The organism is Hyphomicrobium sp. 2TAF46 (genome assembly GCF_052114865.1).
Taxonomy (GTDB): domain Bacteria; phylum Pseudomonadota; class Alphaproteobacteria; order Rhizobiales; family Hyphomicrobiaceae; genus Hyphomicrobium_B.
Genome location: NZ_JBFRFO010000003.1, coordinates 356,583 through 369,344, shown reverse-complemented (window position 1 = coordinate 369,344; position 12,762 = coordinate 356,583). Strand labels below are relative to the sequence as shown.

12 protein-coding genes are annotated in these 12,762 nt (G+C 61.4%); 8 read left to right on the top strand and 4 right to left on the bottom strand.

Going from position 1 to position 12,762, the window contains the following annotated elements:
* The first annotated feature begins 23 nt into the window (after window positions 1-23).
* Window positions 24-1,571 carry a hypothetical protein gene (locus tag AB4Z24_RS08510; protein ID WP_441707436.1) on the top strand — a complete coding sequence of 516 codons (1,548 nt, stop codon included), beginning with the start codon at window positions 24-26 and terminating at the stop codon, window positions 1,569-1,571.
* Window positions 1,568-2,998 carry a pyridoxal phosphate-dependent decarboxylase family protein gene (locus tag AB4Z24_RS08505; RefSeq protein ID WP_441707434.1) on the top strand — a complete coding sequence of 477 codons (1,431 nt, stop codon included), beginning with the start codon at window positions 1,568-1,570 and terminating at the stop codon, window positions 2,996-2,998. Before AB4Z24_RS08510 ends, AB4Z24_RS08505 begins: the two co-directional genes overlap by 4 nt.
* Before the next feature lie 9 nt (window positions 2,999-3,007).
* Here the strand turns inward: AB4Z24_RS08505 and AB4Z24_RS08500 are convergent, their stop codons facing one another.
* The 3 genes from AB4Z24_RS08500 to AB4Z24_RS08490 form a co-directional block, all read right to left on the bottom strand.
* The gene (locus AB4Z24_RS08500) at window positions 3,008-3,334 is read right to left on the bottom strand and encodes a hypothetical protein (protein WP_441707432.1); all 327 of its coding nucleotides are present in this window, start codon (window positions 3,332-3,334) and stop codon (window positions 3,008-3,010) included.
* A 273-nt stretch (window positions 3,335-3,607) separates the two neighbouring features.
* Window positions 3,608-4,003 (bottom strand): (R)-mandelonitrile lyase, encoded by a 396-nt coding sequence (locus AB4Z24_RS08495; RefSeq protein ID WP_441707430.1) that lies wholly within the window; start codon window positions 4,001-4,003, stop codon window positions 3,608-3,610.
* Window positions 4,004-4,208: 205 nt separating this feature from the next.
* Window positions 4,209-4,355, bottom strand: a complete 147-nt coding sequence (locus AB4Z24_RS08490) for a hypothetical protein (RefSeq protein WP_441707428.1) — start codon at window positions 4,353-4,355, stop codon at window positions 4,209-4,211.
* 893 nt (window positions 4,356-5,248) lie between these two features.
* On the opposite strand from AB4Z24_RS08490, the gene AB4Z24_RS08485 reads away from it, so the two are divergent.
* The 4 genes from AB4Z24_RS08485 to AB4Z24_RS08470 all read left to right on the top strand — a co-directional run bounded on the left by AB4Z24_RS08485 (window position 5,249) and on the right by AB4Z24_RS08470 (window position 8,786).
* On the top strand, window positions 5,249-5,698 hold the full coding sequence (locus tag AB4Z24_RS08485) for a hypothetical protein (protein WP_441707426.1): 450 nt from the start codon (window positions 5,249-5,251) through the stop codon (window positions 5,696-5,698).
* A gap of 157 nt (window positions 5,699-5,855) precedes the next feature.
* A complete protein-coding gene (locus AB4Z24_RS08480) occupies window positions 5,856-6,368 on the top strand; it encodes a copper chaperone PCu(A)C (RefSeq protein WP_441707424.1) in 513 nt (170 codons plus the stop codon).
* Window positions 6,369-6,490: 122 nt separating this feature from the next.
* Window positions 6,491-7,081, top strand: coding sequence for an NADPH-dependent FMN reductase (locus AB4Z24_RS08475; RefSeq protein WP_441707422.1), 591 nt, complete (start codon window positions 6,491-6,493; stop codon window positions 7,079-7,081).
* 37 nt (window positions 7,082-7,118) lie between these two features.
* Entirely contained in the window at window positions 7,119-8,786 is a 1,668-nt protein-coding gene (locus AB4Z24_RS08470) for an FAD-dependent oxidoreductase (RefSeq protein WP_441707420.1), read from the top strand.
* Window positions 8,787-8,898: 112 nt separating this feature from the next.
* Here the strand turns inward: AB4Z24_RS08470 and AB4Z24_RS08465 are convergent, their stop codons facing one another.
* Window positions 8,899-9,816: a LysR family transcriptional regulator gene (locus tag AB4Z24_RS08465; RefSeq protein WP_441707418.1), complete on the bottom strand. Its 918-nt coding sequence runs from the start codon at window positions 9,814-9,816 to the stop codon at window positions 8,899-8,901.
* 101 nt (window positions 9,817-9,917) lie between these two features.
* On the opposite strand from AB4Z24_RS08465, the gene AB4Z24_RS08460 reads away from it, so the two are divergent.
* Window positions 9,918-10,781: an EamA family transporter gene (locus AB4Z24_RS08460; RefSeq protein WP_441707416.1), complete on the top strand. Its 864-nt coding sequence runs from the start codon at window positions 9,918-9,920 to the stop codon at window positions 10,779-10,781.
* Window positions 10,782-11,032: 251 nt separating this feature from the next.
* Window positions 11,033-12,709: a formate--tetrahydrofolate ligase gene (locus AB4Z24_RS08455; RefSeq protein WP_441707414.1), complete on the top strand. Its 1,677-nt coding sequence runs from the start codon at window positions 11,033-11,035 to the stop codon at window positions 12,707-12,709.
* Window positions 12,710-12,762: the final 53 nt, after the last annotated feature.

Below are 12,762 nucleotides of genomic sequence, written 5' to 3'. Positions count from 1 at the left end.
GACTTTCGCTTTCGGAGATTTTGATGGTCGCAACGCAGCGCAATGTTCGCAAAGAGATGGCGAACGCGGGTTTAGTCACTACCACACCGGATACGCGTTCCGAGGGGCGGCCTTCCTCAGTTTCACTGCTGCTCGCAAGCGGCGGCGACAGGCGCATTTGGGCGGATGCCGCCACGGGTCGCAATCGCTACGGAACGCTGACGGCGCCCGCCGCGGGCGAAATATCTTTCTCGTCGACGACGGCGAGCAACATTTCGGCGGCAGGCTTTGCCGCGGCCGACTATGCGTTGAAGAGGCTCGTCGGGACGGCATCCGTTTCTCCGATCCCATACGACGATTGGTTCGACGAGGTGCGCCGCGGCATTCGTCAGGGCCTCGGTGTGGCGGAGGCAGAGGTCATTCTGGCTGCGTCGGGAACGGACGCAGAAATTCTTGCGCTCTCGCTTGTAGCGGGTTTGTCGGCGCGACCGATCACCAACATTTTCATCGCGCCGGATGAGACGGGCAACGGCATACCGCTCGCGGCGGCGGGCCGTCATTTCTCGGATCTGACGGCACTCGGCCGGACCGTCGACTCTGGTGAACTGCTCGAAGGTCTATCGCCGGGCCGGATCGACGTGCGGACGGTCCCGATCCGGAATGAAGCCGGCGAGCAGCGGCGTCCCGAAGCGATCGACTATGACGTCGCCGCCTTGGTCGAACAGGAATTGAGACGGGGACACGATGTTCTCGTGCATGTCCTTGATACGTCGAAGACGGGGTTGACGGGCGTCACGCGAGAGACGGCGCGGCAGCTCGCGGCTGCTGCCCCCGGCCGGGTGCGGATCGTTATCGACGCGTGCCAGCTTCGTTGTCCGCTTAGTCAGCTGCAGCGCGATCTTGCGGACGGTTTTCTTGTGGCCGTCACCGGTTCGAAGTTCGCAGCCGGGCCGCCGTTCGCGGGGGCGCTGCTCATTCCGCCGGCCATGGCAGATGAAATTGCTCAGGCTAGCGCGCTTCCGGCAGGTCTTGCGGAATATACGGCAGTCCAGGATTGGTCCCGGCCGCTTCGCGAACGCGACGGCTTCAAGTTCAAGTCCGAAATGAATATCGGGCTGAGCCTCAGGTGGGTGGCCGCACTTGCCAACCTCGCGCCCTACGCGGGCGTCGACGAGGTGAGCCAGGCTCGCATCAACCGGCGCTTCGTCGAGGCGGTTCTGACGCGGGTGAAGGATGTCAGGGGTGTCCGGCTGCATCCTGATGACGACGGCGAATATCTGTCGTCGCGTGGCATCGTTCCGCTGACCGTCCTCAACGGCGGCGGCGATCTCGCCGCGTTCGATGAAGCGCAAGGCATTCAACGATCGCTGAGGAGTTCGGAGGGCGGTCCGATTTGCCATCTCGGTCAGGCTGTCCGGATCGGTCCCAGGGTTGCGCTTCGGATGGGCGTGTCGGCGGCGGATATCGCCGGTGTTGCCGCGCGAATGACTGAAGGCGCGGCGCTTGATCAGGCTTTCAAGCCCATAGAGGATGGTCTCGACGCCGTCTTCTCCAAGTGGTCCGGGATCGAACACGATCTCCGAAGATCATGACGTCGCGAGAGTCGCGCGATCTCGATCCTGCCGACTGGTCTGAATTTCGCCGGCTCGCGCATGCCGCGCTGGACGAGGTTATCACGCATGTTCAGTCCATCCGGGAAAAACCCGTCTGGCAGCGTGCGCCGGATGCAACACGGCAGCGGTTTGAGCAACCCTTGCCACTCGGGCCTCGAGACTTGAGCGACGTTCTCGCCGATGTGCGTACGCACGTCGCGCCGTTTGCCACCGGCAATCTGCATCCACGCTTCATGGGCTGGGCGCACGGCGCCGGGACGCCCACCGGCATGGTCGCTGAAATGATTGCCGCCGGATTGAACATGAACTGCGGCGGCCGGGACCACATCGGCATCGATGTCGAACGGCAGATCGTGCGCTGGATGAGCGAAGCGTTCGGCTATTCCGAAGGCGCGAGCGGATTGTTCCTCACCGGTTCGTCGATGGCGAATTTTCTGGCCGTGATCGTAGCCAAGATGAACGCGATCGGGGTTCAGACCCGGGAAGCGGGGTTGCGACGCGCCGACGCCCAACTCACCGCCTATACGTCCGCCGAGGCGCACAGCTGCATCGCGCAGGCGATGCAACTTGCGGGCATCGGTTCAGAGCATTTACGGAAGATCGAAACCGACAGTTCGGGGCGGATGCAGCCCGACATTTTGAAGGCCGCCATCAGAGCGGATAGGGCTGCGGGATTTCTGCCGTTCTTGGTCGTCGCGACGGCGGGGACGGTGAACACCGGAGCGATCGATCCGCTCCCGGACATTGCGCGGATCGCGCGCGAAGACGATCTCTGGTTTCATGTCGATGGCGCGATCGGCGCGCTTTCCGTCTTCTCTGAGCCGCTGAAGCATCTGACGGCGGGGATCGAGTTGTCGCATTCGATCGCGCTCGATTTCCACAAGTGGGGACATGTCCCTTACGATGCCGGATTTCTGCTGGTGAAAGATGGCGCCGCCCATAAGCGGGCGTTCGCCTCGACCGCGGCTTATCTGCAGCGCTCGGACCGGGGGCTTGCGGCGGGTGAAACTTGGCCGTGTGACCTCGGGCCAGATCTCTCTCGCGGTTTCCGCGCGCTCAAGACGTGGATGACGTTCGAGACGCTTGGGTCGGACCGCATCGGCGACGCCATTTTGCACACATGCGAGCTTGCGGGTTATCTCGCGGAGAGGGTGCGCGAGAGCGCCATCTTCGAACTGAAGGCGCCGGTCGCGCTCAATATTGTTTGCTTCGGCGTGAAGGGGGCGAGCGGAGGGGTGAACCGGAACCTCGTTCTGGATCTTCACGAGTTGGGGATCGCCGCCCCGTCCTGGACGACGATCAACGGCGTGGACGCGATCCGCTGCGCCATCTTCAACCATCGGACGACGCGGTCGGATCTCGATCTGTTCATGGACGCCATCAGCGATCTGGCAAAGCGGGCTTAGCGGCCGCCTTCAACGGTAACGCCGTCCACTCGACGTTTCGCGGTATATGCGCCGGTGCTCCACACGCGTACGCACATAGACTTCCGGCGCCGCGTAGAGCGGTCCCCAATTCGGAAACAGGCCGAAGTAGGGAAGGGGGTGGGGCGGCGCATAGTAGACGCCGTTCTCTTCATAAAGGTCGTTGTAGGGGCGTGCGATGAGGACGGGGCGCGGCAGCGTCTGCTGTACAAAAACATCATCCTCCTCCGCGTAGCCGCCTCCAAAATCAGCCGCCATTGCGAACGATGACGTGAGGCCTGCAGCGACGAAGGCCGCCAGGGCGATGGGTGTCTTCATTGATGAAATTGTCCCCGCTTAGCCATTCAATGGAAGAGAGCAAATACAATCCAAGCGATCGTCATCAGACATACGAGGAAGAGCGTCGGGCCCAGGTGCTTCTTCTCGCGGTCGGGATGGTATTTGAAATTCTGCTGAATGGTCATCGATGGTCACGCAACTCGTTTGGGCCGTCCGGAGGCTAATATTCGCCCCGTGGTGTGATGATCCCGTTAAGAAGGGCCGCGAAATTGTCTCGGAGGCCAGGTTCGCGCCAGCGAGGCTTGACCGCGGTCACTTTCGATACTGTTCGTCGCTGACCTGCTCCAACCACTCGACGACTTTGCCGTCGAGAGCTTCCTGGACGGCAATATGACTCATGCCATTGGTGGGCGTTGCCCCGTGCCAATGCTTCTCACCCGGTGAAAACCAGACAACATCTCCGGGGCGAATTTCCTCGATGGGCCCACCCTCGTGCTGAACCCATCCGAGGCCCGCCGTCACGATCAGGGTCTGTCCCAGGGGGTGGGTGTGCCAGGCGGTGCGGGCGCCGGGTTCGAACGTTACCAGGGCACCGGCAACGCGCGCGGGCGGAACCGATTGGATGAGCGGATCGATCCGGACCTGGCCGGCAAAGTAATCTGCCGGGCCCTTCGCCGACGGTTGAGAGCCGCTCCGCTGGATCTTCATGGGGTTCCTTTCCAAGACTGCCGGCGCCATTTCGAGGCCGGGGGTATTCCGATATGGGCTCGTCCGCGCAACGGTCGATCGGCGGGGCAAGCCCCTTCTGCTCGCCGAGGCGGCAAGAGAGTAGGGCAAAATGTTCGCTTGAGGACAGGCCTAGGCTACCGCCCGCCCCAGGGCGCGAGCGCCAAAGACGGCCGATTGTCTTAAATCAGTCGATGCCGATCGGCTGGCCGCCCGCCCGGCGACGCAGCGACTTCACGACGAAGCTTACTGCGATGGTGGCGGCAACGGGAATGAACGCTGCAACCGCGATCTGCGGGAGCGTTTCAAGCACGGCATAGAAGGCGTAGCCCATAGTCGTTCTCCGGAGGACGGCATGGCAACGTCGAAAGACGCTGCACGTTCCACTCCGTTGAAAATTTCATCCGCAAGGGGCATGCCGTCGCCGATTCGCAATATGCGTGCATCCGATTAAAGCATCGTGACAGCGGATGGCATCCGCGGAGGGAGGTTCCCGGGAAATCAACGCAACGGCTAAGCTTCGCTCGTGAATGTCGGACGTGGAGCAGGCGGTTGAGGGGTGAGGGCAGTGGACCGGCGGTGCGCAGCCTGGCGTCAGGGTTCGGCTCGCTTTCAAATCCCGTCAGAGTCACCATATTAAAGCGTTGGGCTGAGACGAGGGTGGGTGGAGCAGTGTGATGTTCAAGAGTGCTTTGATACTGTTGCCGGCGATGGCTTTTGCTTTGCCTGCAGATGCCCAGACCAGAGTGCGCGCCGACCCTTGGGCAATGAATCCGCCTATCGTTCGGATGCCTCCAGGCAGCTGCTGTGCCCCATCTGCCGCGCCGTCAATTGAACCCAGGTATCCGGAACGATTGAGAAATTATAACAATCCCCGCACCGAATATGGGTGGTTCAATCAGAACCTCAGTGTCAAACGCCGGTAAGCCGCGGGTGCTTGGCTTGCCTTCCGAGGCGCGTACGTAGTTATGTCCTCGCCTGCGGCGGGAGGCGCGGCACATTCTCATGCAATTACTATGGTTTGGCTTCGCAAGACGCCGCAGCTCGCAGTGCCCCAGTGGCGGGCGCCTTATCAGTCTGGCTGTTCTGCTCTCTTTGTCAGCGGCGCTGCTCAGCGGATCTGCTGCGGCCCATAGCTCACGCAAGCCGCTGAACACATCGGGTCTGCCGATTGCCAATCTCTCGCACGATCAGTTGCGGGTCATAGAGCGATATAAAGATTCGATCATGGCTCTTGCCGCTCGCCAGATCAGGCCCGATCTCGCGACCCGGACGCTCTATAATTTCGTCAACCTGCAGTTTGCGTATTGCCTATGGGGGTTGGTTCCGGGTGCGCTCACCAATGAAGACAGTGCCTTCAACGGGTGCTCGCATGCGTATCTTGCGGGAAGCAAAGCGCTGCTCGTGCAACTGCAGCGTTCGTCGTCCGATCCGGCGGAAGCCAATCAACTGGCGGCCGGAATTCAATCGGACATTCAGCGGGAAGATTCAGGTGCCCTCATTTGCCGGAACGGCGTCGAACCGTTGAATACGGCCGAGATCGTGTTTCCCGAGTGGTCGGGCATTGCCGTCAATCCCCTTCTCACGCTCCTCGCATTCATTGTTTTCGGCACGCTAGCCGGATTGTTTCTGCTTAACCGTAGCAAAGGCACTCGTGAGGTTGCGGGAAGCCAATAATTCCCGCGTCGGCTTTTGCGCATTTTTCATGAGGATGCCTCGGAGACATTGCTCCCGACTTCCGGAAGTGCTGCATGCTGACGATATCAGAGGGCAGGAGTCCGTCGATTTCGGTAACTCGTGGCGCCCAGGCTGATGGCGTTAACAGGAGGAAGACATGAAGCGAGAAATTTATGCGATCGTCGCGCTGCTCTCGATGTGTGGCGCGGCCTCATCCCAACAGTTCGAAAAGGATGGTCTCGTCATCGGTCATCCATGGACACGCGCGACGCCCGAAGGCGCAAAAGCCGGTGCCGGGTACATGACGATCACAAATAAGGGCAAAGATACGGACAAACTGACGGGCGGTACGTTCGAAGGCGCGGAGCAGGTCCAGATTCACGAGATGAAGATGGAAGGCGATAAAATGACGATGCGGCAGTTGACGGACGGCATCGAGATCAAGCCCGGCGCCACCGTCACGTTCGCTCCCGGGTCATATCATCTGATGTTTCTCAGCCTGAAGAAGCCCATCGCCAAGGGGGAAAACGCCAAAGGCTCGTTGAGCTTTGAAAAGGCCGGCAATGTCGATGTCGAATACAAGGTCGAGGATATTGGCGCGTTGAAAAGCTCCGACGGCGGCAGCATGAAATCAGACGACTCTAAAATGATGCACGACCACATGCAGTAGAGAATGTCGCCCGACATAACGCGGAAGGACCATTGTCATTTCTTTAAGACTGGACTCGCCGGATACAACGTTCGAGTATTCACTTCGTATCGATCGCGTTTTGGATTTCAGCAGGTCGCGGAATGGCGGATCAAATCCTTGTCTTCTACGGATCGTATCGCAGCGATCGCATGGGAATCCGGCTTGCCACTTTCATCGTCTCAGAGCTGCGTACGCGGGGTTCAAACGTAGAGCTCATCGATGCAAAGGCCGTCGGCCTGCCGATGCTCGATCGAATGTACAAGGAGTATCCGACTGGGACGGCGCCCCCTGCGATGGAGGCGCTGGCGGCAAAGATCAAGGCCGCTGACGCTTTCATCTTCGTGACCGGCGAATACAATTGGGGCATGCAGCCGGGCCTCAAAAATCTCACCGATCATTTTCTCGAGGAATGGTTCTGGCGGCCGGCAGCGATTGCCAGTTATTCTGCAGGCAGACTATCCGGGGCGCGATCAAGCTTCATATGGCACGGAACCTTATCCGAGATGGGTATGATCGTCGTTTCGAGCACGCTCGCCGTTGGACCAATCGCCCAGACGCTCGACGCGAACGGCAAGCCCATCGGTGAACTGGGAACGGTGATCAAGAAGGCATTTCCTCGTTTCGCTGACGACCTCGCATGGTGGACGGAAGCGGGGAGGGCCCAACGGGGGCGGAGCCAACCTCCCTACTGAGGCGTTTCGATAGGATCTGATTACGCGTGAGGGTCATATGGTGTCCGATTCACAGTCGATCATGGCCAGCCGCAGCGCACAGATGTTTCCCGATCTCGAACCGCACGAGATCGAGCGCGTGCGCCGGTTCGGCGAACTGCAGCAGTTCGATGCCGGCGACGTTCTTGCAGAAACCGGGAAAGTCGGCCCGGGCTTAGTCATCATTCTGAGCGGCGTCGTCGACATCACGCAACGGGATCAGTCCGGACATCGCAATCTTATCGTCACGCACGGGCCGGGCTCGTTCATGGGAGAACTGGCGCAGCTTTCCGGCCGGCCTGCCTTGGTCGATGCTGATGCAAAGAACGTAGTCGAAGCGCTCGTCATCCCTCCGCAGAAGCTTCGTTCGTTACTGATCGCGGAAGCCGATCTCGGCGAGCGGATCATGCGCGCGCTCATCCTGCGCCGGGTAGGCTTGCTCGAGAAGGGTGGGGGCGGTCCGGTCATCATCGGTGCTGCCGATGACAGCGACGTGCTGCGGCTGGAAAACTTTCTGGCTCGAAACGGCCATCCGCATCTGCGGCTCGACCCGCGAAGCGACGGCGAAGCAAAAGCACTTATCGAGCGCTTCAACGTCGCATCGACCGCGCTGCCTATCGTTCTTTGTCCGGGCGGGCAGCTTCTGCAAAACCCGAGCGAATTGAAGCTTGCCCGATGCATAGGCCTCGTCGGACCGATTGATCCTTCGCGTGTCTTTGACGTTGCCATCGTCGGCGCGGGACCTGCCGGGATGGCGGCAGCTGTCTATGCAGCGTCCGAAGGCCTATCCGTTCTGGTTCTCGATTGCCGCTCGTTCGGAGGGCAGGCTGGCGCCTCGGCACGGATCGAAAACTATCTGGGCTTTCCAACGGGCATTACCGGAATGGCCTTGATGGCGCGGGCGTTCAATCAGGCGGAGAAGTTCGGCGCCGAATTCTCCATCCCGGCACAAGTTGTCGGCTTGGAACGCCGCTCGGGCAAAGGCTTCACGTTGCTGTTGCCGGACGATGAGCGCGTCAGCGCGCGTTCGGTCGTCATCGCTACCGGCGTTCGCTACCGGCGCCTTGGCATCGAGAGGGTAAGCGAATTCGAGGGTGGGAGCATCCATTACTGGGCGTCGCCGCTTGAAGGGAAGCTTTGCGCAAAGAGTGAAGTCGTTCTCGTCGGCGCCGGCAATTCGGCGGGACAGGCCGTGGTTTATCTGGCGAGCCAGGCCGCCAAGGTTTGGCTGCTCGCACGCGGCGGCGATATCGCGGCGAGCATGTCGCAATATCTGGTGGACCGAATTCGCGGGCTCTCAAACGTCGAGGTCGTTACCAAGGCAGAAGTTACCAGTCTTGAAGGCAGCGACGGTGTTCTCGATTCCATTAGCTGGCGTACCGCTTCGGGCGACGTGGTTTCCCGCAACATCCATCACCTGTTTCTTTTCATCGGGGCCGACCCTGAGACCCAATGGCTTTCGCAATCGGGCGTGGATCTCGATGCAAAAGGGTTCGTGCTGACAGGTACGGATGCGGGTGACGGCGGAAGACCATTGGAATCGAGCGTGCCGGGTGTGTTCGCGATAGGCGATGTCCGGGCTGGGTCAATCAAACGCGTCGCAGCTGGGGTCGGCGAAGGGGCGCAGGTCGTTGCCGCCTTGCATGCGTTTCTCGCGTCGGAGCAAGCCGTCAGCGCGGTGACCTAGGTTCGTCACGGCGTAACAGTCCCAAATTTTCAATTCAGAACATTGCCAGGATCAATGGTGCGCCGCACGACAAGCCGGCGGTCCGCTCAGGCACGCAATGATGCGCTGAGTTTCAATGGCTTTCGAGCGAACCGTTGATTTCCGACAACAGCAACTGGCGCGCGAGTTTTTTGGGGGCGCGAGGGTTGGTGATGATGAAAACAGGCGTCGACGGCCGCTCGGTCTCTTCGATCAGAGGCCAGAGGCGGCCGGCCTGGACATCCGGCTCAGCGAATCTTTCGGGCAGGAAGCAAATGCCGACGTTCAGCATGGTCAGCCGCTTTGCGCCATCCAGGTGCTCGGATAGGCCGGCAACAACGCGGCCAAGTCCATGACGGGTTCTGTACTCAGTCAACGCGCCGGGCTCGTCGGCACCGGTCAGAATGAAGGGCTCTCCCGCGAGGGCGCCCGGATCGTCGAAGGTGCGGCCGAAGAGGCGGTGTGCCGGGCCGACGTATGGCCGATGCACCTCTTCGAACAGAAAGTCGTATTTGAGATCGCTGCGGAGCGCGCTCGCGGGTGCCACGCCGATGTCGATCTCGTCGCGCAGCAGCGCGCCTGCAACCTGCTCCCATGTCTTGATATCGATGATGATCTCGGCTTTCGGGTGGCTGCCGTGGAAGCGCGAAATGGCGCTGTCGAGGTGATCGCACACGAGGCAGGACACGACCTGAATGGAGACGCGTCCGGCGACATCGTCGGTGACATTGGCGACCTTTTTGGGCAACTGCTGCACCAGCCCGTTGAGCGATCCGCAGGTGTCTGCAACCAGCATACCTTCGTCAGTCAGCGCAAAGCCGCGAGGTCCCCTCTCGCAGAGCTTGACGCCAAGTTGAGATTCGAGCCGCTGGAGCGCCTGGCTCAGCGCCGGCTGCTTGCGGCTGAGCGTCCGGCTCGCACGGCTGATGCCACCGCAGCGCGCGATCTCGTGGAACGTCTTCAGAAGGTTCCAGTCGAGATTTCGCGAGAAGGAAGCGACGTTCTTGGCCATGGCTGTATCCTCATTCCAGGGGAAGTGCAGATTGACGGCGCGCGGGATGCGCACCGCCCGGGCTGGCGGGGTGATCGTCCTGATATGGTGCCCGGCATTCCATGAACTCAGTTTTATTCGGCTTGGCCAGCGCAGCAAGTCTCGGGCTTGCAGATTTCATGGCCCGCTTCAGTTCGCGGGCCATCGGAGCGACATTGACCTACGCGGGCGTGCTGCTGATCGGCGTGATCGCCTCGACAGTCTGGATCGCCGTGAGTGGCGAGAAACTCGTCTGGACTCCAGCCGGATGCGCGCTTGCGATGGTGCATGGCGTGAGCGTTGCCGCGATGTGTCTGCTTCTCTACGCGGGATTGGCGCGCGGTCCCGTGGCGATCGTCGCTCCGATCGTTGCGGCGCATCCGGCGTTCGTGCTCGTCGTCAACGTGGCCTCGGGTCTTCGTCCAACGGCCTATCAATGGGTGGCGATGGCGGTGATCATTTTGGGCGGGATCCTAATTGCGCGTAGTGCTGAAAAGCACCCGCAGTTTGTGGCGACCGATGGCAGCGAGCTGCGCAAGACGATCGCCATTGCACTCGGCGCCTGCCTCGCCTACGTCGTCCTCGTCACGACCGGGCAGGCGGCGGCGCAGCGGATCGGCGAGATTCAGACGCTATGGCTCGGCCGTTTGTGTGGCTTTGTGCTGGTCGGTGTCTTGCTGGCCGTGCAGCGTCGCGGCATCACCATTCCGCGGAGCTGGATCCCATTCGTCGCTGCGCAAGGACTTCTCGATACGCTCGGCTACATGGCGTTCCTCGGTGGCTCGACGACCGTCAGTCCACACATCACGATGGTTGTCGCGTCGACCTTCAGCGTCTTCACCGTTGTGCTGGCGAAGTTCGTCCTCAAGGAACCCGTCAGCGGCCAGCAGTGGCTCGCCGTGGCGTCGATCGCCGTCGGAACGGCCGTTCTCTCCGGGTCGGCCTAGCGGCATCCATTCCGATTGCAGATGTCAAAGATTGCTTGCCCTACCTTGGGGTCGCGGACCGCTGGTCTGCGCCGGCGCAGAAAATCTGGAATATTCTGTGCCATGTCGAATGTTGCTTGGCGAGAACGAAAGTTTCGTGGTAGTACACCTTCCCAAAAGAAAAGTCGCGAACATCACCGCCAATCTCGGACAGCGGGCCTTCGCCCGCGCGGATTGACTCGTGTTGTCGCGTCCTGAGGGAGAACGTCCGCATGTCCGTCAAGTCCGATATCGAAATTGCCCGTGAAGCTAAGATAAAGCCCATCGCTGAAGTCGCAGCCAAGGTCGGTGTGCCCGCGCACGCCCTTATTCCTTACGGTTGGACCAAGGCTAAAATTTCGTTCGACTATCTCAAAGACATTCAAAGTTTCAGTGACGGCAAATTGATCCTGGTCACGGCGATCAGCCCGACGCCGGCGGGCGAGGGCAAGACGACGACGACGGTCGGCCTCTCGGACGGCCTCAACTACATCGGCAAGAAGGCGATCGCGGCGCTGCGCGAGCCGTCGCTCGGGCCGTGCTTCGGCGTCAAGGGCGGCGCCGCCGGCGGCGGTTACGCCCAGGTCGTGCCGATGGAAGACATCAACCTGCACTTCACCGGCGACTTCCACGCCATCACCAGCGCCCACAATCTGCTGTCGGCGCTGATCGACAACCACATCTATTGGGGCAACGCGCTCGGCATCGACCAGCGCCGCGTCGGCTGGAAGCGCGTCCTCGACATGAACGACCGGGCGCTGCGCTCGATCGTCAACTCGCTGGGCGGCGTCTCGAACGGCTTCCCGCGCGAGGACGGCTTCGACATCACCGTCGCCTCGGAAGTCATGGCCATCCTCTGCCTGTCGAAGGATCTGAAAGACCTTGAGACCCGCCTCGGCAACATCATCGTCGCCTACACGCGCGACAAGAAGCCGGTCCGCGCCCGCGACTTGAAGGCCGACGGCGCCATGACGGTGCTCTTGAAGGACGCGCTGCAGCCGAACCTGGTGCAGACGCTCGAGAACAACCCGGTCTTCATCCACGGCGGCCCGTTCGCCAACATCGCCCACGGCTGCAACTCGGTGCTGGCGACGAAGACGGCGATGAAGCTCGCCGACTACGTCGTCACCGAAGCCGGTTTCGGCGCCGACTTGGGTGCGGAGAAGTTCTTCGATATCAAGTGCCGCAAGGCCGGCATCGCGCCGTCCGCCGTCGTCATCGTCGCGACCGTCCGCGCACTGAAGATGCACGGCGGCGTCGCCAAGGACGATCTCAAGGCCGAGAACGCAGCGGCGGTGGCCAAGGGCTGCGAGAACCTCAAGCGCCACATCGAGAACGTCAACAAGTTCGGCGTGCCCGCGGTCGTCGCCGTCAACAAGTTCATCACCGACACCGACGCCGAGATCGCGGAAGTGCAGAAGGCCGCCGAAAGCATGGGCACGAAGGCGTTCCTGTGCACGCACTGGGCCGACGGCGGCAAGGGCACGGAGGCGCTGGCGCATCACGTCGTCAAGGTGATCGACGACGGCAAGGCGAACTTCAAGCCGCTCTATCCGGACGACATGAAGCTGCGCGACAAGGTGAAGACGATCGCGACGGAAATCTACCGCGCCGCCGACATCGCCTGCGATGCGAGCGTCGAAACGCAGTTCAAGGATTTCGAGGCGGCGGGCTTCGGCCACTTCCCGGTGTGCATGGCGAAGACGCAGTACTCGTTCTCGACCGACCCGGCGAAGCGCGGCGCGCCGACCGGGCACATCGTGCCCATCCGTGAACTCCGGCTGTCGGCGGGCGCCGAGTTCATCGTCGTCGTCACCGGCGAGATCATGACCATGCCGGGGCTGCCGAAGGTGCCGTCGGCCGACTCGATCCGCCTCGACGACAAGGGGCAGATCCAGGGATTGTTCTAACAACAGGCGCCGGCGGCTCACTCCCCGCAGGAGTGTCGCCGGCGCCAATCAAA

Excerpts from the sequence above, each read along its gene's own strand:
- AB4Z24_RS08510 (WP_441707436.1), top strand. The coding sequence starts at position 24 with ATGGTCGCAACGCAGCGCAATGTTCGCAAAGAGATGGCGAACGCGGGT.
- AB4Z24_RS08505 (WP_441707434.1), top strand. The coding sequence starts at position 1,568 with ATGACGTCGCGAGAGTCGCGCGATCTCGATCCTGCCGACTGGTCTGAA.
- AB4Z24_RS08500 (WP_441707432.1), bottom strand. The coding sequence starts at position 3,334 with ATGAAGACACCCATCGCCCTGGCGGCCTTCGTCGCTGCAGGCCTCACG.
- AB4Z24_RS08495 (WP_441707430.1), bottom strand. The coding sequence starts at position 4,003 with ATGAAGATCCAGCGGAGCGGCTCTCAACCGTCGGCGAAGGGCCCGGCA.
- AB4Z24_RS08490 (WP_441707428.1), bottom strand. The coding sequence starts at position 4,355 with ATGGGCTACGCCTTCTATGCCGTGCTTGAAACGCTCCCGCAGATCGCG.
- AB4Z24_RS08485 (WP_441707426.1), top strand. The coding sequence starts at position 5,249 with ATGGCTCTTGCCGCTCGCCAGATCAGGCCCGATCTCGCGACCCGGACG.
- AB4Z24_RS08480 (WP_441707424.1), top strand. The coding sequence starts at position 5,856 with ATGAAGCGAGAAATTTATGCGATCGTCGCGCTGCTCTCGATGTGTGGC.
- AB4Z24_RS08475 (WP_441707422.1), top strand. The coding sequence starts at position 6,491 with ATGGCGGATCAAATCCTTGTCTTCTACGGATCGTATCGCAGCGATCGC.
- AB4Z24_RS08470 (WP_441707420.1), top strand. The coding sequence starts at position 7,119 with ATGGTGTCCGATTCACAGTCGATCATGGCCAGCCGCAGCGCACAGATG.
- AB4Z24_RS08465 (WP_441707418.1), bottom strand. The coding sequence starts at position 9,816 with ATGGCCAAGAACGTCGCTTCCTTCTCGCGAAATCTCGACTGGAACCTT.
- AB4Z24_RS08460 (WP_441707416.1), top strand. The coding sequence starts at position 9,918 with ATGAACTCAGTTTTATTCGGCTTGGCCAGCGCAGCAAGTCTCGGGCTT.
- AB4Z24_RS08455 (WP_441707414.1), top strand. The coding sequence starts at position 11,033 with ATGTCCGTCAAGTCCGATATCGAAATTGCCCGTGAAGCTAAGATAAAG.